The organism is Rhodococcus sp. 21391, from assembly GCF_016772255.1.
Taxonomy (GTDB): domain Bacteria; phylum Actinomycetota; class Actinomycetes; order Mycobacteriales; family Mycobacteriaceae; genus Rhodococcus_F; species Rhodococcus_F opacus.
The window spans coordinates 528398-546776 of record NZ_CP063782.1 but is presented as its reverse complement, the minus strand read 5'-3'; the positions used below and the strand labels follow the sequence as shown (position 1 = coordinate 546776).

General features: G+C 66.0%; 20 protein-coding genes and 1 pseudogene. 14 read left to right on the top strand and 7 right to left on the bottom strand.

All coding sequences use genetic code 11. The annotated features are described in order from the left end of the window. The first annotated feature begins 151 nt into the window (after positions 1-151). From GO592_RS37180 to GO592_RS37165, 4 genes are all read left to right on the top strand, one after another. Positions 152-367 (top strand): hypothetical protein, encoded by a 216-nt coding sequence (locus GO592_RS37180; RefSeq protein WP_007298551.1) that lies wholly within the window; start codon positions 152-154, stop codon positions 365-367. After that, complete coding sequence (locus GO592_RS37175) at positions 364-717, top strand: hypothetical protein (RefSeq protein ID WP_007298550.1); 354 nt, start codon at positions 364-366, stop codon at positions 715-717. The genes GO592_RS37180 and GO592_RS37175 overlap by 4 nt, the downstream gene beginning before the upstream one ends. 345 nt (positions 718-1062) lie before the next feature. Further along, entirely contained in the window at positions 1063-2580 is a 1518-nt protein-coding gene (locus tag GO592_RS37170) for a M15 family metallopeptidase (protein WP_007298549.1), read from the top strand. Between the two features lie 13 nt (positions 2581-2593). Beyond that, positions 2594-3853, top strand: coding sequence for a DUF4185 domain-containing protein (locus tag GO592_RS37165; protein ID WP_007298548.1), 1260 nt, complete (start codon positions 2594-2596; stop codon positions 3851-3853). A 245-nt stretch (positions 3854-4098) separates the two neighbouring features. On the opposite strand, the gene GO592_RS37160 is transcribed toward GO592_RS37165, so the two are convergent. Continuing rightward, complete coding sequence (locus tag GO592_RS37160) at positions 4099-4395, bottom strand: hypothetical protein (RefSeq protein ID WP_007298547.1); 297 nt, start codon at positions 4393-4395, stop codon at positions 4099-4101. A 368-nt stretch (positions 4396-4763) separates the two neighbouring features. Between GO592_RS37160 and GO592_RS46765 the strand changes: the two genes are divergently transcribed. Then, a complete protein-coding gene (locus GO592_RS46765) occupies positions 4764-4934 on the top strand; it encodes a hypothetical protein (RefSeq protein ID WP_007298546.1) in 171 nt (56 codons plus the stop codon). 86 nt (positions 4935-5020) lie between these two features. Here the strand turns inward: GO592_RS46765 and GO592_RS37150 are convergent, their stop codons facing one another. The 3 genes from GO592_RS37150 to GO592_RS37140 form a co-directional block, all read right to left on the bottom strand. After that, on the bottom strand, positions 5021-5368 hold the full coding sequence (locus GO592_RS37150) for a hypothetical protein (RefSeq protein ID WP_007298545.1): 348 nt from the start codon (positions 5366-5368) through the stop codon (positions 5021-5023). 193 nt (positions 5369-5561) lie between these two features. Next, positions 5562-6728, bottom strand: coding sequence for a lipase family protein (locus GO592_RS37145; protein ID WP_007298544.1), 1167 nt, complete (start codon positions 6726-6728; stop codon positions 5562-5564). Positions 6729-6976: 248 nt separating this feature from the next. Then, complete coding sequence (locus tag GO592_RS37140) at positions 6977-7990, bottom strand: esterase/lipase family protein (RefSeq protein WP_011599251.1); 1014 nt, start codon at positions 7988-7990, stop codon at positions 6977-6979. A 367-nt stretch (positions 7991-8357) separates the two neighbouring features. Between GO592_RS37140 and GO592_RS37135 the strand changes: the two genes are divergently transcribed. From GO592_RS37135 to GO592_RS37105, 7 genes and pseudogenes are all read left to right on the top strand, one after another. Beyond that, a complete protein-coding gene (locus GO592_RS37135) occupies positions 8358-8717 on the top strand; it encodes a hypothetical protein (protein WP_007298542.1) in 360 nt (119 codons plus the stop codon). Between the two features lie 101 nt (positions 8718-8818). After that, on the top strand, positions 8819-9040 hold the full coding sequence (locus tag GO592_RS37130) for a hypothetical protein (protein WP_007298541.1): 222 nt from the start codon (positions 8819-8821) through the stop codon (positions 9038-9040). 540 nt (positions 9041-9580) lie between these two features. Continuing rightward, the gene (locus GO592_RS37125; protein ID WP_007298540.1) at positions 9581-10228 is read left to right on the top strand and encodes a ScbR family autoregulator-binding transcription factor; all 648 of its coding nucleotides are present in this window, start codon (positions 9581-9583) and stop codon (positions 10226-10228) included. 1263 nt (positions 10229-11491) lie between these two features. Continuing rightward, entirely contained in the window at positions 11492-11806 is a 315-nt protein-coding gene (locus GO592_RS37120) for an ANTAR domain-containing protein (RefSeq protein ID WP_007298538.1), read from the top strand. A 68-nt stretch (positions 11807-11874) separates the two neighbouring features. Beyond that, positions 11875-12096: a hypothetical protein gene (locus GO592_RS37115; RefSeq protein ID WP_007298537.1), complete on the top strand. Its 222-nt coding sequence runs from the start codon at positions 11875-11877 to the stop codon at positions 12094-12096. A gap of 133 nt (positions 12097-12229) precedes the next feature. Next, positions 12230-12682: a histidine phosphatase family protein gene (locus tag GO592_RS37110; RefSeq protein ID WP_007298536.1), complete on the top strand. Its 453-nt coding sequence runs from the start codon at positions 12230-12232 to the stop codon at positions 12680-12682. 100 nt (positions 12683-12782) lie between these two features. Further along, a pseudogene (locus tag GO592_RS37105) lies at positions 12783-13253 on the top strand (WS/DGAT domain-containing protein); the annotation flags it as partial. 112 nt (positions 13254-13365) lie between these two features. Here the strand turns inward: GO592_RS37105 and GO592_RS37100 are convergent. Next, positions 13366-13521 (bottom strand): hypothetical protein, encoded by a 156-nt coding sequence (locus GO592_RS37100; protein ID WP_157234268.1) that lies wholly within the window; start codon positions 13519-13521, stop codon positions 13366-13368. A gap of 368 nt (positions 13522-13889) precedes the next feature. On the opposite strand from GO592_RS37100, the gene GO592_RS37095 reads away from it, so the two are divergent. Next, positions 13890-14249, top strand: a complete 360-nt coding sequence (locus tag GO592_RS37095) for a hypothetical protein (protein WP_007298534.1) — start codon at positions 13890-13892, stop codon at positions 14247-14249. A 213-nt stretch (positions 14250-14462) separates the two neighbouring features. Here the strand turns inward: GO592_RS37095 and GO592_RS37090 are convergent, their stop codons facing one another. Then, a complete protein-coding gene (locus GO592_RS37090) occupies positions 14463-16148 on the bottom strand; it encodes a LuxR C-terminal-related transcriptional regulator (protein ID WP_007298533.1) in 1686 nt (561 codons plus the stop codon). 180 nt (positions 16149-16328) lie between these two features. Here GO592_RS37090 and GO592_RS37085 point away from each other — a divergent pair, with 180 nt between their 5' ends. Continuing rightward, entirely contained in the window at positions 16329-17636 is a 1308-nt protein-coding gene (locus GO592_RS37085) for an IS256-like element ISRjo4 family transposase (protein ID WP_011599256.1), read from the top strand. On the opposite strand, the gene GO592_RS37080 is transcribed toward GO592_RS37085, so the two are convergent. After that, positions 17559-18284 carry an ATP-binding protein gene (locus GO592_RS37080; protein WP_167540986.1) on the bottom strand — a complete coding sequence of 242 codons (726 nt, stop codon included), beginning with the start codon at positions 18282-18284 and terminating at the stop codon, positions 17559-17561. The two genes, GO592_RS37085 and GO592_RS37080, sit on opposite strands and share 78 nt — an antisense overlap. Positions 18285-18379: the final 95 nt, after the last annotated feature.

The following is an 18379-nucleotide window of genomic DNA, read 5'->3' as shown; positions in this document are numbered from 1 at the left end:
CCCATCGCAGTCGGCATCGAGGGTGCGGACGTGTTGCCGCCCGTCCTGACCGGTTCTCAGCCCAACCCGGAGACCGATGCGTATCTGAGCCGTACCTGGTACGGCTTTCGAGGTAGACTGAACGGGCCGAGATCACCCTCAGGAGGACATCATGAGTAAGGACGACGTTTCCAAGGTCACCGCGAACCTGCCCAACGACGACATCAAGACGCTCGACGAGATCGCCAAGCGGCACGCCTCGACCAAGACCAGCGCCCTGGTCCGGGCCATCCGCACCACCGCCTACATCGACGAGGCCGCCGCCAACGGTGCCAAGGTCTTCATCGAAGAGCCCGACGGCACCAAACGGGAGGTCGTCTTCAAGTGACCGAACCCGACGGGCCCACCGTGCCCGCTGAGGACGATGTCACCGCCCGGGACGACACGACCGTCGACGAGGTCAACGTCGGCAGCACCGACCCCCAGGTGACCGAACAGCCCGAGGTCACCATCCGGCGCCTCGACGAACGCCAGGAGGACACCCGTAAGGCCCTGGCGATCGGTCTGTCCGTGGCCACCTTCCTCGTCGGCCTGATCTACCTGCTGGTGCCGCTGTGGGCCGGCACCGACAAGTGGGATCGCGCCAGCAGCCCATTCCAGGTGGTCTTCACCGCGATGGTGGGCCTGACCGGCAGCGCAATCGGCTACTACTTCTCCTCGCGCAATCCCCCGTCGTAACCGATGGGGGAACACGGAGCAGCCCCGCGCCGGGGTCCCGTCCCCATCGACCTCGATCCCCCTGCTCACTGCTACGCCGACCCTCAGAGGCGTTCCACAGCACCGCGGTCATCCGGCTCGGTCCGCCGGGGCAACGCGCCGGCCGACCGGGCCCCGGGGAACGCGTACGGCACGCCTCGCGAAATTTTCCCGGCTCGGGCGTCACACTGAAGCTCAAGAGAACCGGGCGGGGCGTTGGTGTCGGTATGTGGTCCTATCGTCCGGGATGCACGAAGCGACACACAGCCGCGGCGGGAAGCGGAAGCAGTGCAGCCAGGACCGTGGTGACGACGGAGGGTGAGCGCGATGGGATTTCGCAGCTACAAGGGGAACACAATCTCCGAGAACGGCTGGCGCATCTGCGATACCGGCGAAATCGTCAAGCCGCTGGTGCCCGGCACCGACAACGTGCGGCCGGAGGTGCGCCGGGGCGCGGCGGCGACGATCCTGATTGCCTGGGCGGCGCTCTGGCACCGGCGGGTCTGGCGAATCGACAGCTACCGGCCACGCGACTACTGGGGATTCAGCTGGGACAACGATATAGCTAACAGCAACCACCTGAGCGGGACGGCCGTGGATCTCAACGCCACCCGTTTGCCCTGGAAGGTGCGGGCGTCGGTGAACATGCCGGCCGACAAGATCGCGGCGGTCCGCCAGATGCTCACCGAGTTCGAGGGCACGGTATTTTGGGGTGAGGACTGGGCCACCAAGGACCCGATGCACACCCAGATCAACCTCCCCGAGGGTGACACCCGCCTGGATGCCTTCGCGACCCGGCTCGAAAACGGCTACCTCTGGGTGTATGGGCCACCCGACCTGGACGCGTTCCCCCTCCCGGCGGGGTATTACTACGGTCCGCTCGACGGACCCGCCGAGTCGATCAGCGGCCTGTTCCCCACCGACCCGCAATCCTGGAAGGACGGCCTCAGGCGCTGGCAGAAAACCTGTGGCATACCGGAAACCGGAATCTGGGACACCGGCACCGCCCGCGCGGCAACGGCGCTGCAGATCGCGAACGGATGGCCGGTGACCGGCTATGTGTTCGAGGGCGAATGGAATGTCGTGATCCGCCACGGGCAACGCCCGGATCTCGGCGGACCGGTCACCCCGCCGACACCGCCGGTGGTGCGCGGCAAGACCTGGGCGGATGTGTCGCAGTATCAGATCACCCCGGTCACCGACGCGTACCCGTACGACATCTTCTGTTTCCGGTCCAACAGCGGGAACATGCGCGATACGAAGTTCGCGGCGAACCACGACTGGGCGGTGCGTGCGTGTCAGGACGGCCGGCTGCGGTTCTTCATCGTGTACTGGTTCTTCCGGCCCGGTCAGGCGAACATCGACTTGCTGATGCAGATGGTCACCGAGCAGGGCGGGCCGCATCCGCGGATGGTCGTCATGGCCGACGTCGAGGACGCGGCCGGGGCGATCACCGGGGACCAGTCGGCGGAGGTCAACGACGAGATCCGGCGGGCACGCGAATGGCTCGGCGAGCGGCGGGTGATCGGCTACTGGAACCCGGTGTCGAACGCGGACCTGTGGCGCACCCGCCCCCCAGGTCTCCGGTTGGTCACCCCCAGCTACGGCCGGGAGCCCGGCTCGCCGAAGATCAAGCCGGACGGCTATTTCGCGCACCAGTACACCGACAACGGCCCGTGCCCACCGTTCGGCCGCTGCGACCTCAACTACACCCACCTGAGTACCGACGAACTCGACGCGATGCTCGGCCTGGGGCAAAGCCCCCCGCCCCCGGGTCCGGAACCGTTCCCGGTCGACGACGCGGCGCTGTGGGACTACATCGCCGGGGAGGTTCTCGGCCGATGACACTGGTGCGGTCATGAAGATCAGGGATCTCACTCCGGTGCCGCAGTTCGGTGTCGGCGGGACCGACTTGGGCATCCCGGTCCGGGTGCCCACGGGCGAGATCGGATTCTTCTTCGGTGACACCTTCGCCGAGAACCGGGTCGGCGGCCCCGGCTGGCGCAGCCCGGTACTGCTCTACAGCCACACCCACGACCTCGATGACGGGGTGCGGTTTCACCGCGCCGCCGGGGGCAACCCCGCGAAACAGCTCTGGGACTACCCGCACAACAACCCGGAGTTCAGCACCGTACTGCCGACCGACGCGATCGTGATCGGCAGCCGAATCTACCTGCACGTCCTCGTGGTCCGGGGCCTGCCCGACACGCGGTGGACCGAGATCCAATACTCCGACGACAACGGCGAGACCTGGACCCACGGCGGACCCAAGGCCCGGTGGGAAGGATGGGAATTCGGCGGTCACCGCCGGATGCTGACCTGGGAACGCGGCGGGGACGGGTTCGTCTACGTGATGACCACCGGCGGCCTCGAACGTGACAAGAACGTGCTGCTGTTCCGCTGCCCCGAGGACCAGCTGCTGAACCGGGACTTCTACGAGCCCTGGGGATTCAGCCACGGCGCCTGGGCATGGGGCAATCCACCCACCCCGATCCTGCCGGTCGGCTCCAAGGTCGGGGAGCTGTGCCTGCGCCGAATGCAGAACAACTGGGTGCTCAGCTACTTCAACGAAGCCGAATACAACATCACCATCCGCGTCGTCGGACAGATCACCGACAACTGGCACACCGCTCCGACGTTCCGGCCGGTGAGGGGACCGTCGGGGAATGGCGGCCCCGACGTCGTGACCCGCCTGTACGGCGGATATGTGCACCCGGACAGCACGTTCGACAACTTTCACATCATCGTGTCCGAATGGGCCGAATCCGGATGGCCGTACCGGGCCATGCAATTTCGGGTACAGGTACAACCCGCAGTACCGATCGAGGAGGACGAACACATGAGTGCACGCGAAGTCGCCGCCGCGTTCCGGGACGACCACCCGGTCGCCCTCTACGACGGATCCGGCCGCAAGCTCGATCTGCGAGAGGCCATCGCCGAGATCTTATGGAAGGAGGTCACCAACCTCGGTCTCGAAGGCCGCCCGGTGCCGGCGGACCGCAAGGACGATCAGTTCGGCCACATCCTGTCCACTCACGCCCTGGCCGAGCAGAACAACAAACTACTCCGGGCACTGTGCGAGAAGGCGGGCATCGACGTCGACGAGGTCCTCACCTGAACGGACCCAACCGCCTCACCCCCGTGGCCTACGCGGTCAACGAGTACAAGTTCACCACGTCAGCGACAACCAGGCCGCGGCGGCGTGGTACGCCCACTCGAGACGGTGATGGTCCGTCACGACGTTCTGTTCGATGCAGCGAAACAGCTATCAGGACTTGATGTTCGGATGTACGCACGCTACCGCGGGACGGACGCGGAGGCGATCATGAACCCGCTCGACAGAGCGGTAGCCGCGGCGGCGGCTCAGCGACCCGAATACAGCTCCCCGTTGGTGGCCGCGTACTTGGCATCGATCGGCCGGCGCTTGAGTTTCATGGTGGGGGTCAGTTCGTCGCCGGACGGCTCCCAGATGTTCGGCAGCACCGAGTGCCGCTTGATCTGCTCGACCCGGGACAACTTCGCGTTCGCGGCCTGCACCGCCTCCTCGACGGCGGCGAGCACGACCGGATCCCGTGCGAGTTCCTCGTGCGTCTGCGCGGTCAGCCCGTGGCGCTCGGCGAACGCGGCGAGACCGTCGGGGTCGAGCGCGAGCAGCGCCACGTTGTACGTTCGACAACGCCGCCGCGGTTCGGAGCAAGCTCGAACACCGACACGAGCACTGACCGCATGGACGAACCGGCTCCGACCGGCGCCCCAAACAACGAAAACGACAACGCCGGAATATGGAGCCGAACCGGCGCCACACGATCCCCCTCACCGCCCCGAAAAGGTTAACCACTGCACGCCAGACCCCGACGGCGTGGCGCGGCGCCGGACCCTCTTGGGTGGCGGTCAGAACGCCCGATGCATGAGGAAAAGATCAGCCATAGCCACCGACTACGACGCCCCAAGAGTCACCGAATCCGGACTAGACGGGCACCTCCCTCGAGCAGCTCACCGCCCGCCGCAAAGACACCCAATCCTCGGTCGTGGACGTCGAAGACAGAGTCACCGCCGAGTCCTTCGAACTGTACGGCGCCGACCGTCCGGTGAGGAACTTGCCGTCCGCGTCATCCCCGAACCTCACCAGTCGCTCCCTGCTCCGCCACCGCAGCCACCTCGCCGACGCCGCGCAACAGATCTGCCGGGACTGCGCCTGAACACGTCGGACCGACCAAGGACTCGGTCCGCATCGCACACCCTCGATCGCGCCGCCACGATCCCGCTCACGCCAGGGGGATGGTCTTCACACGCGGCCGAAGAGCTGCCGCACCCCGCCGTCCTCATCGACCGCATACAGCGTAATCCCCAACAGATCGAGAATCCGTTGCGGTGCCCGCCCCGCGGCGTCCACCGATCGCGGCTCGTCCTGCACGACCAGCGCAAACGACACCGACTGATCCGCCTCGCTCGGCATCCGCCGCACCAGCTGCCCGATGGCGGTATCGACGTCCAAATCCGGCGCGGCGCTCGCACCCTTGACCTCGGCGTAGAGCCGGCGGCCGGCCTTCTCGGCAACGATGTCCACGACATCCGTGTCGGCAAGCACCGTCCAGCCCTGAGACGACAACCACCCCGCGAAGTCCCGGGCCACCCGCGCCTCCTCACCTGCCGTACCGCCACGGTAAGGCAGAAACGTCAGTTCAGGCCGGTTTCCGCGCGACACGGACCCCACGGTCGCGCGATACGACGCTCATCCCCCGAACCCGGTCCGGATCAAACCTGGAATCGCCTTGCTGCTAGTAACATTCGTTCACAGGGGGACTCGGCCGCGCCGGGTCCGTGGGTCAGCACCGTGTCGGGGCGGGCTCACCCCGGAACCGTGCCGCGATGAACTCGTACGCATCCGGGAAGCCCACCACCGCGGTGGTCATGTGCTCGGAGATGTCATAGGGCACGAACGTCAGCGTCGCTCCCGCCGCGCAGTACCGGTGCGCCACCTCCGCCACCGAATCGAACGGGGTGAGCCCATCGAGCGTGCCGTGCCACATGTACACCGGCGCCGTGGGCACCCCCTCGAAATAGCGGAGACTGTTCTCCCGCAACACCTGACGCGCCGCCGAACTCGCCATCAGACTCCTCGACGCGGCCAACTGCCCGGCGTTGCGGAAAGCGCCGTGGAACAGCAGGAACCGCCGGCACTCGTTGCTCATCCAGTCCCGCAACCACAGACCGGTCTCATTGAGTTGCGAGGACACCGGCAACCGATCCGGGTACTCCCGCTCGAGGCCGATCGCCGCCGCGAAGGCCAGCCCGAACCCCGGGTGCGGGTTGAACCCCAGCCCCTCGGCCATCTGCTCGAGATCCGCCGGCACCCCGCCCTGCACCACCGCCGCCAGCCTCAGCTCCGGGGCATAGGTCGGCGCGAGCGCCGCCGCCCACGCACTGGCCATTCCCCCACCCGAGTAACCGGCCAGGGCGACGGGACTGTTCGCCAGGCCCAGTTCGGTCACCCGCTGCACCGCACGGACACTGTCCAGGGTGATCATGCCGCCGAGCTTGGCCGCACCGTACGCACCGGTCGGGCCGAGGTGGTCGGGCACCGAGACCGCCCACCCCCGCTGCAGACCCAGCAACATTCCCGGCGATTCCTGCATCTCCAGGTTGAACAGCGCCCGCGAGGGCGCGCACTTGGTTCCCAACGAGTTCACGATCGCCTGATACGACACCAACGGCGGATTCGCCACACCCCGGGGCAGGAGCACCGTGGTGACCGCCAGAATCGGGTTGCCGGCCGAGTTCGTCGACCGGAACGCGACCTGCAACCCGTCGGAGTTGGCGTACATCCAGGTGTCGATCCGCCGCGTCCGCACCACATCACCCGGCGCCGTGGCCCCGAGATCGGCGGGAGCGAGGTAGAACGGGTCCGGGTCCGGCCACGGATACAGCGGTTCCGCGCTCGCCGGCACCGGAACCGCCATTGCGAGGAAGAGGACACCGAGCACCGCCGCCATCAAGACCCTGAAACCTCGCCGCACCACGTCCTGCTCCCTCTGCGCCCCCTCGTCAGGACACGGTGACTGTATCCGCGCGGGCACCCACACCGTTACCGGCTCGATCCGCGGCGACCTCAGCGACAGGGCCTAGCGAACACCCGCGTGCAGGTCCGCATCCCGCTTCATGCCGGCGCTCACCAGCCGCGCCGCCGCGCCCGCCGTGGTGCCGTGGTGCCGCGACCCGTCAGACCGCGACGCCGCAGCCATCAGAACTTCTCGGTGAGGATCATCTCCAGTACCCCCGTGCCCGCCGGGACCACGGTGCACGGCGGTGCCGGCGCCTGTGCGGGATCGAGCACACTCATCACCAGTTGCAGGGTGTACTCGTCGTAGGGCATCCGGAAATGCCCGGACTGATTGGACGGGCAGAGATCCCCGATCATCAGGTTCGTCGCCGACCCGTCGCGCAACGCGATATTCGTCGCCGGCTGAATGACCTCGTCGAGCCACGAGCCGATCGTCGTGTACCGGGTCCCCGCAACGGTGTCTCCCACACCATTGAGGTCGTCGAGGAACGATGATCCCTGGGCCTGCTGCTCCAACGCGGGCGACACCAAGTCCGGGGGGATTGCCCTTCTCGCCCACTGCATGCCGCCGGGAATCTGCTCGAGGACCGGAACGAGACCGAACAGGGTGCCCCCGTAGGTCGGTGAGGCAAGGCCGATCCACTGATCGACCACCGCCGCACCACCGAGCCGGTTGACGTAATAGCGGGCCACCGTCGCCCCTTGCGAGTAGCCGACGATATTGACCTCGGCGGCGGCGGTCGCGGCGCGGACGGCAGCCACGAACTGTGCCAGCTGGCCGGCGCTGACCGTCATGTCCTCGGTTCCGTAGTTGTCGCCCCCGGGCTCGCCGCCGTAATTGAGCGCGAACACGCAGTACCCCGCGGCGGCCAGTCGCGGACCGAGAGCTGCCCAGTCCGAGTACGCGTTCGAGTCCGTGCCGTGCACCAGCACCACCGGCCTCGGATGGTCGTCGGTGGGGATACAGGTGAAGTCGTTGACGCCGGGCGGCACCGATCCCGGGTGCTGCCGCGCGTACCGGGCGGCATCGGGATGCTCGCTCTGGGCGGGACCGGCTCGGTCCGGGACCTGCCATACCGAGCTCGCCCCGGGTAGGTCCGGAACCTCCTCCGCCGCCGCGACCGGCGCCCAAAGAAGGCCCGCGGCCAACCCGACACCCGCGGCCGCCCACCTCATCTGTCGATATGCCCGCATCCTGCCGCTCCCTGCCCTGCCTCCACGGCCCGAACATTCGTGCCGACACCACTACCCGAGCACCCCGGAACCGGGTCGGCTCCGGGGACAGTGTGGAATACATTGAGCGCAAACGCTATTAGGTCAACCGTCCAGTTACGCTGGGTCGCATGCCATCCGGGAACACTCCAACAGTGCAACCATTGGCGCATCCGACGAGGCCATCCTGCGGGTTCGATCACTACCGCCCAGTAATGTGACGTATGCCACAGCTAGCGTTGCGGAGATGCCTTACCCTGCTGAGAAACACACACCCCATAAGGCTTCCCCAAGAATCGACACACAGAGTGAGTCGGAACCCGCGCCCACTCGATGAGGTGCGGTCGCCATGACCACAGAACAGCTGGTCCGCAACCCCATCGTCACGGGCCGGGTCACCGCCGATATCGCCAGCCAGTCGCCCCGAGACGTTGTCGCGGCAATGTTCTCGTTCGACCTCGACGACGGGAAGGTCGACCTCGACGCAGTCGAACGGATCCGAGAGCGCGAATTCGACGACTGGATTTCCGCCACCGCCCGGTCCGGCCTCTTCTCCCCGCAGGAGATCGAGGCCCTGGCCCGGTCATGGCACGCCGACCCCCGGTCACTGTTCGAGGCGCTCCTCACCGACGCCGACGACATGACCCGCAAGCGCTACGAGATCGCCTGGGACTCGCTCGACGAGGCCGACTCACTCGAATACGCCTGACGGTGGCGACAACCGACGATGGAACGCCTGATAGCCAACACACCCACCCACAATGAGCGACGAAAAACGTTGAGGTGAACGGCAAGGGAGGACGGAACCCGATGACGAATGCGACCGTTCCAGAGCAGTTGCTGCACGCCGTGCAGGACCGCACCACCGAGATGCGCCGATGGTTGGAAACCGACAACAACAGCGAAACGCTGATGGCGCACCTGCACGACGAGCCGGTCGACGCAGCGTGGCTGCGCACCTACCAACGCCTGGGCCGCGACCTCATGTCGGCCGTCGGAAACGCGCAGGAGCAGTTTCCGCGACGTCGATGAACGCCGAACAGGACAATGCGGTCGAATGGGTACGAGCCACGCGCGCATCCTTCGAACCTTCACGCCCACCGAGCACACAGCGGTTTTCAGTCTTGGGTCGACCTGACACCTACCCCTTGGCAACGGCGGAGGCCTGAAGTCCCGTTCGTCGATCCTTCGGGTGTGGGGCGACTATTGCACGATCTCCGCAGTGTGGTGAAGTCCCCACTCCCGGCTTTCGCTGCTCCCGGAACTCGCGGGCCGGTCGTCGGTGGGACCTCCGATCTCGGGGCGCCGACATCCTTGTGCCTGAGTTCCCACATTTCTGGGGTGCGCACTGGGGACGACGTCGTGGGACCAGTACTTGTCGACGAAATCCGAAATCGGGGCTGCGGGTCATCTTCTACGAGCCCGGAAGCCTCGCAGAATAGGGGGCCACCCGGAACATCATGCGACGAACCTCCACATCGGGTATGCATGTGCAGGGCGTCGTTCAACCCCATTCAGGACGGTTCACGACAGCCGTCCGGTCGATGATCTCATTACTAGAAGGGCAGGTGAATGGCCGCCCAGAAGCGAGCAGAAGTCACCCGCCGCGCATTGCTCCATGCCGCGGCCGAGGTGTTCACCCGCCACGGCTACGCAGACACGAAGCTGAGCGAGATCCTCACCCAGGCCCTGACAACCAAGGGGGCCCTGTACTTTCACTACGCCTCCAAGGAAGAACTCGCCCGCGCCGTCATCGAGGAGGGCACGAGGCGGTTCACTGCCGTGTGCACCCCGTATCTCGACTCCCCCACGCCGGCATTCGAGGCCATGATCGGCATCTCATTCGTCACGGTCGACGCCGCCCTCAACGACCCGGTGATGGGGGCAACATTCCGCCTCATCACCGAAATGGGCGACTACCGCAGTTCCGAGACGGACACCTTCGCCACCTGGATATCCACCTACCAACTCCTGGCCCACAGAGCAATCGACGAGGGCGACCTGCGCGAGGACACCGATCCGGACGCCGTCGGTCAACTCCTCGTGGAACTCTTCGCCGGGGCACGCCTCCTGGCGACGGCCACCGACAACCCCACCACCCTGCCGACGCGGACGGCAATGGCGTGGGATCTTCTCCTCCCGGTGCTGGTGACCACCCCAAAGATCGACTACTTTCGACAATTCGTCACCCGGAGGCTGCCCACGGTGCGCCTGCCGTGACGGGTGCTGTGTCAGGAAGCTTCGTCTGAAGTGCGGCCGGACCGCCACCGAACGCAGCCACGGCAACCGCCGACCGGACTTCACGCAGGGTCCGCGCCAACTTATGCGGGGGTCAGTGGCCGCGTTCGCGTCGAACCCGATTTCCTCCCCACCGCGGTCACCCGGATATTCCTGTGGCACAACACCGTCTAACAACCCAACGTCGACGAGGACCAGGAGTGGCCTCCACACCGGCGTGCACCCCTCCCCCGCGCGGCCGGTTGCGATATACCAAAGGGAATGGCTACGCCCCGACCAACCCGGTCGCCGCTTGCAGCGGCGTGACGTGATCATCCAGGTTACCGACGACAACGAGTGGATCTTTCCCGCCCGCGGTCGTGGACCCCGACGCCATCGCCATTCCCCATACCCGCCGCGCGGTCGCCCATCTCATGCCCACCCGAATCGACCTGGATCATCCCGGTGCAGGACACCGAGAAAATTCTCACCGACCTCGGACACCCCAACACACGGCTGGGAACCGACCACCAAATCGTCTCCCCCAGCCTGCGTGCCGCACTGCTCAGACTCGGGAATCTGTGACACGGCGTCTCACTCGCAGTCAGACCAAACCCCAGGCGGGCCGGCACCGGCAACACCGTCCCGCCCCCAAGGCTGTCGATCCTGCCTTCCGCCGATCAGACCCGGAACCAGCACGACGCCAACGACATTCATCCAGGATTCCGGGGCGTTGACCACGACGGCACGACACGTGGCCAACCGCTCGCCGGGAGCCTGCACGACTGCCTCCAACACCGCACCCACTACCTGGCGGCGAATTGCGTGGCCGCGGTATGTGACGAATCTTCCTCCAGCTTGATATCACAGCCAACCTCGATGTCTTTCCGGAGCGTCAGTGCACGTCGTGATCACCCGCATCTGTGCGCCTCGGTCTCCAGACCGATGTCTTGTCACACACCGCAGTAGTGCTGCTGTTGGGCACGGCCGGGACTATCGGACTGACCGCGGGCCTGTCGAACGCTGCCGATCCGTGGCGCAGACCCCCGACCAGGCATGATCGGCAACTTCCTGCCCGACCTTGCTATGACGCTCGCCCTCGGTGGGGCCTGCTTGGTCGGCCGGCCTATTCCCGGGGCGCACCCGTTGGTATTTTCACCTCCTCACCTGAGGCGTGAAGGCCGCCATGCGCGGGTACGCCCCATTGGACCGTCGGCCCGATAATCGGGCGACGAGTGACGCCATACCGCGGGAGATGATGGCACGGTGCCCGAACCCGACTCGATCACTAGTCAGGCCGGGCTGGGTGTCCACCGCGCGCGGGATGGACGGGAAACCCTGTCGGTGGCGGAGGGCATCCTGATCGCCCTCCTCCGTTGCAGCCAAACCGACGCATTCGACGAACTGCTCCGAGTCGCGAACCGTCACCACCTCAGCGTGCTGACCGTCGCCCACGCTCTGGTGGACCTCGCCATCGACGCCCACCCACCACTGGGATCCCCCGAACGACACCCGAACGCACCCGGCGCGTTGGCCGAGTGGGAGTCACGTCTCGCACATTGGCCGGAATCCTCTCGGTAACCGCGTCCGGCACCTCCATCAGCCGGTGCTGCTTGGCAGAGCCCCAAGGGCAGCGGCAGGATTGAACCATGTCCATGAACGAGCCGTTCCTGCCGATCACACACGTAAGTGGCGACGAGATCGGCGCCGCAGACCCGGGATTGGGCGCCCCCGGCACCCCCGCACCGCCTACCGACGACGACACCGAGGAGAAGGAGCACGAATTCGAGGTCCGCATGGAGCAGGCCCGCGGCGCGAAGCAGATCTTCCGCCCCCCCGAACCCTCACCCGACCGGCCCACCTCCGACTGACACTCGCGATGCACGGGACACCTGGCCGTCCTGCCGCGTCCACATCCCGGCATTGCGAAATCGTCACGATCCCGCCAGGTCCGGCGCCTATGCTGGCCCGCACACCCTCGCTCTCGTCAGGGAAGGCTCTGGGATGTTCGTCCTGCTCCGGCACGCCCATGCGATAGGAAAGCAGAGCTGGCACGGGCCCGACGCCCACCGTCCCCTCAGTGCCCTGGGCCAGGAACAAGCTGCCGGGCTCGTCGAGACTCTCACCGGGGTCGAGCTGCGCGTCCTGTACTGCAGCCCGACCACCCGCTGCCTCGACACCCTCGCCCCGTTGGCCGCCGCCCACGGCCTTGTCATCCACGAGCACCCGCTGCTCACCCCGGACGCCGCCGCCGACGATCTGTTCGCCGCCCTCGACACCGTCGACCTGGACGGCACCCTGTGGTGCACCCACGGCGAAACCCTCACCGCGCTCGCCGCATGCACCCGCACCGACGGGACCCGCGCATTCCCCATCGGTGACACCGCAAAGGGTGGGGCCTGGCTGCTCAATGCCCACAACCCGCCGCGCTACATCGACCCCGATCCGCCGCAGTAGCCTGCTTCGGCGGTGGAGATCGCCGCTACGAAAGTGCGACGAGCGACTTCGTGTCGACGACCCGGGAGATCCAGCAACCGCTCAACCCGGGGACGCCGTGTCAGGCGGTGGGGGCAATCGGGTGGGGGTGCTGATGTGCAACCTCGCCACCCACCTCCCCGACCCCGGGCACCGCCTCGCGACCGTCCGCGACTGCATGCGCGAGGGCAAGGCCGCGCTGCGCGAGATGAGCCCGGCCCAGGTACTTGCGATGAGCGCGCTCGGCGCCGCCCCGCTCGGCATGGAGATGCTCCTCGGCCGGCGCGGACCGCTCCGGCCCCCGTTCAACGTGGTGATCTCCAACGTCGCCGGCCCCCGAACCCCCTTGTACTGGAACGGGGCCCGACTCGACGCCCTGTACCCGCTGTCGATCCCCACCACCGGGCAGGCCCTCAACATCACCTGCACCAGCAACGACGACCAGATCGTCTTCGGGCTCACCGGCTGCCGCCGCACCCTGCCCGACCTGAACCCGCTGCTCGGCCACCTCGACACCGAACTCGACGCCCTCGAACGCGCCGTCGGCCTGTAACACCACACCACCTCGTTCCCAGGAGAATCCCCACCCATGAGCACACCCACCTCCGCGGCACCGAAACCGACGACCACCACACCACGCACCGAGCCGATCAGCACCGCCGAAATCAAGGCCCGCATCGCGGCAATGCCCCCAGACGACCCACACCGGCCCCGCCCCACCCCGAACTGAACACCAGCCGCCGAACGACGACCACCCACACCACCAGCACCGCGGCGCCGACGACCACGCACACCAGCACCGCCTTCAGGACCTGCTTCATCGCTCACTCACCTCGTCACCCACCTTCATTGCACCACTCCCGCCCTCCGTCCGGCCCGAATCCCGGTTGGGCGACAGCGAGAAGGCGAGAACGGGGCGCCGTCGTAGGTCACCGGCGGGGCGTCGGCGCCCCCAACGCAGGCCGCACCTCGCGTGCACGCAATGCGCCGTGCGCTCGATCGCACGCGATTGCGAGGGGTGCGTGCACCCGACCCAGCACCGGTGTGACCAGCGACGGAAACACCCGACCGTTCCTGCCTGCCGGCACGGTCGCCGGTACCACTCGAACCACCGACCACATCCGTGATGCGATTCGGTCCACTGCGCCGGCGGTAGGCGGGCCCCGCCGGCACGGAATGGAGGACCGAGATGACCGAAGTCGACTACATCGACGTGGTCGGGGCGCAGTCCGTGCTCGAGGTGGCCGAAGTGGTCGCCGCGGTGCTCGGGGCCCGGATGGAGATGGGCGGCGAACCCGGCCGCATCGTGGTCACCGGAACGCCCGATCCCGATCTTCGGGTGGTCATCGGGCTGGCGATCAACGACCGCGGGCTGCCCGAAAGGTGGACCAGGCGAATCACCATCACCCACGATGGCGACGAACGCCGCCGCTGGGCGCAGCATCTACACCGTGCCGTCACCGAACGCCGCGACTGGACACTCACCGTGATCCCCGGCGGCCCACCGAACCCACACTCCCCACCCTCGTCGAACATCCCGGGGAGATGACCCGCTCCGCGGAAAGACACACGCCAGAATCCAGACACTGCCCCTCGTGCACTGCCCCTCGTGCGCGCCGGGGAGCAAGGCGCCGGGTACTGGACGGCCCCCTGACCGGTCCTCGGCGCCGTCGACCCGGACACCGGCACGCGCCACCACCGCCCGCGGACAAACACCTCATTCTTTGGCCGTTTCGCCGTGTGTCCAGCTCTTGACGCTGGCCTATGATGCCCTTTGCTCACCGGGTCCGACTCCGGTTCGGCGAGTGGGGAGCGTTTGATTCGGCGCCGCGGATTGGTATTGCTGCTCAACTATCCACGCCGCGATCTGACTTCGGGAGTTGAAGCCAAGCTTGGTAAGAATATGTTCGACGTGGCCTTGAGCGGTACGTTGCGAGATCACCAGTTCGGAGGCGATTGCCCTGTTGGTCATCCCTTTCGAAACCAGGTACGCGACCTGCCTTTCTCGTCGTGTCAGCGTCGTGTCAGAACATGCGAGGCCCTGGTTGGTCGTTTGAGTCTCGCCGAGAGCGAAGGCAACAGCGTCGGCGAAGCACGTATCCGATCCATTGGAATACGCTGCCTCGAAAGCTCGATCGCCGAGTGCACGTCTTGCCTGCTGCTCGCAGCGCGCGTGGTCTGGGAGAAGCTGTGGGGAGACGATGCATGCTCCGCCGACCACACGCGCCGCTCCAAGGAGGACCGCCGCTCGGCGAGCGTCTCGCTTCCGCCCAGAGATCCACGCTGAAATCTCCAGGCACCCAGCGACACCCAGACGGTCGTTAACCTGAGAGGCGGACCGCAAGCAGTCTTTGACCATGCTGTCTGCTCGTGCGAGGTCGCCGTGTTGAAAGGTTGTCAGGGCTGCGATCCATAGGATCCACCCACGGTAGGTCTCTGTTCCACGAGTGTCGCCTATTTCCGAAATGCCGCGTAGGCACAGTTGCACACGTGCTATGTCACCCGACAGTCCGCTCGCGAGCGCAAGTCCGAGCCACGCCCAAACTTGCTTTAAGGGTGCTTCATGGTTTCGGCTGACCGATACGGCTTTGTCGAAGAACATTTGGGCCTGGGAGAAATGGCCTCGCAGGATGGCGTGACATCCTGCGGCATAGAAGTCGAGCAGCCCCACGTGCTCATCAGCTGCGTGTGCGCTGCGCTTCATCCCATCGTCGATGAGTGCTCTCGCTGCCAACAGATCACCTTGCAGAGCGGCGAGGACACCTGCAGCATAGAGTCCTTCGATCCGGTCAGCGCTTGGATGGCCATGTGCTCCGTCCAACATCCTGGTGAACCATTGTCGTCCCTCCCCCAGCATGCCCTGAGCACACCAGAACGGGTATAACGCAACGGCAATTCGCAAACCTGTGTCCCGTTCGGCGCCGTCTTGTCCGGTGCCACAGTGTTCGAGTGCGGCTCGTAGGTTCGGCTGTTCCGCCTCCAACCGGGCGATCCAGTCGACTTGGTGACGACTGATCCACTCACTGTTCGCTTGATTTACCAGTCGGGCATACCAATCGCGGTGCAGCCGGCGCAGCGATTGATATTCGGTGTCGTCCTGCAGCTGTTCTCTTCCGTAGTCGCGCAGGGTTCCAAGTAGGCGGTACCGCGCTGTGGCACCGTGGTCCTCTCTGCTGAGGATTGACTTGTCGATTAGCGAGGCGATGAGGTCGAGGACCTCGTCCGCGGCAAGGTTGCCGGCGCAAATCCCCTCGGCTGCGTCAAGGTCGAAGCTTTCCTCGAAGACCGACAGTCTTGCCCAGAGCGCCCGTTCCTCAGCGGAACATAGGTCGCGAGTCCAATCGATAGACCGCCGCAATGTCTGTTGGCGTGCGGGCGCACCCGTCGTACCTACCGACAGCAGGCTGTAGGGGTCGGGCAGCTTCTGCAGGATCTGTTCGACAGACATTGCCCTCAGCCGAATCGCGGCCAGTTCGATCGCTAGTGGGATCCCGTCGAGTCGACGGCAAATGAGGAATGCTCAGAACCTGTGGATCCCGGGAGGGCGTACCTTCCCGGAAGATGATCTACGAAGTTCACAGGAATCTGATCAAGACCAGCGCGCCAACGCTGGCGGGAAGGTACGCCCGTGCTCACGGTAGTACACGACGACGACCGCTCCAACGACGACGTCGGGCGGTCGATGCTCGACGAGATCGTCCGCGATGGTGCGCGGCAGATGCTGGCGGCCGCGCTGCAGGCGGAGGTGGCCGCCTATATCGAGCAGTTCGCTGATCAGGTCGACGAGAACGGTCGCCGCCTGGTGGTCCGCAACGGCTACCATCACGAACGCGATGTGCTGACCGCCGCGGGCGCGGTCACCGTGAAGGTTCCCAGAGTGAACGATAAGCGCGTCGACCCGGACACCGGCGAGCGACAGCGGTTTTCGTCCGCGATCCTGCCGGCCTGGGTACGTAAGTCCCCGCAGATGAACGAGGTGCTGCCGCTGCTGTACCTGCACGGGCTCTCCACCAGCGACTTCGGGCCGGCGCTCGAGCAGTTCCTCGGATCCGGTGCCGGACTGTCGGCGGCCTCGATCACCCGGTTGACATCCCAGTGGCAGGACGAGGCCAAGGCCTTCCAGGATCGGGACCTCTCGGGCACCGACTTCGTCTATCTGTGGGTCGACGGCATCCACCTCAAGGTGAGGCTTGAGCAGGAAAAACTGTGCCTGCTGGTGATGATCGGTGTCCGTGCGGACGGACGCAAGGAGCTCGTCGCCCTCACCGACGGGTACCGCGAGTCCACCGAGTCGTGGGCTGACCTGTTGCGCAGCTGCCGACGCCGCGGCATGACCGCCCCAGTTCTGGCGGTCGGTGACGGCGCGCTGGGGTTCTGGCGGGCGTTGCGGGAGGTGTTCCCGGAAACCCGGGAGCAGCGATGCTGGTTCCATAAGCAGGCCAACGTTCTTGCTGCGCTGCCGAAGTCGGCGCATCCGGGTGCGCTCGCGGCGATGAAGGAAATTTACAACGCCGAGGACATCGACAAAGCGCAAGTGGCGATCAAGGCCTTCGAACTCGACTACGGCGCGAAGTATCCGAAGGCGGTGAAGAAGATCACCGACGACATGGATGTGCTGCTCGAGTTCTACAAGTATCCGGCTGAGCACTGGGTGCATCTACGCACGACAAATCCCATCGAATCCACTTTCGCCACAGTGCGACTCCGGACCAAGGTCACCAAGGGTCCCGGGTCCCGTGCGGCGGGACTTGCCATGGCCTACAAGCTGATCGACGCCGCCCAGGCTCGCTGGCGGGCGGTCAACGCACCACATCTGGTCGCGCTCGTTCGTGCCGGCGCGGTGTTCCACACGGGCAAGCTACTTGAGCGACCCACCGCCATCAGCCCCAACGCCGGGGCGGTCGAGCCCGCAAGCACCGGAGCGGAGGTTGCCTGAAACTCCCTCATCCACAGGTATTGACAATATCTCACGGCAAATCGCGGATACTGCAACGTGATTGGCATCAGTGAGGCCGAACTCGGGGACAATAGTTGCTGCCCGTTCCGTGAATAGGGTGATCGCCTCGCACCGTGAGGTGCTGTGCACCGGGTGCTGCAGATCTTCGCTCGGCACTGTCATGGGCGGGACGCGGAATACCGCCTCCCCACCGATTCCGAGAGCTTGCCTGGTGGTGGTCAGTATCCGTAGTCCTGGGCAACTTCGCAGCAGGAACGCGCACAAGGCGGCTGTCGATGCGATGAATTGATCGCAGCAGTCGAGGATGAGCAGCGCGGTCTTGGGCGCGAGATGCTCCGCGAGTTTCGGGGCGGTGTGCTCGTTGTATTCGGCAGGCTTGCCGACGATGTCGGAGACTGCGGCGACGAGCGACGAGCCGTCGGGAATTTCACTGAGGTCAACCAACCAGACACCGTCGTCGAAGGTGCGTAACACCTCCGATGCGACGCGACACGCTAGCCGGGTTTTCCCTATTCCACCAGCCCCGGTGATGGTTACCAGTCGCGTCACTGATAGCAGTCGTTTTGTCTCCGCCAGTTCGCGGCGGCGCCCGACAAAACTGGTCAACTCGTACGGCAGGTTACCCACCCTGCGTTTGCTAGCCGTAGGCATCTCGAGGCCACCGTGCCGAGTGTCCGGTGAAGGGAGAACGACCCGCTATGGCCGCACTCGCGGATCGAGTA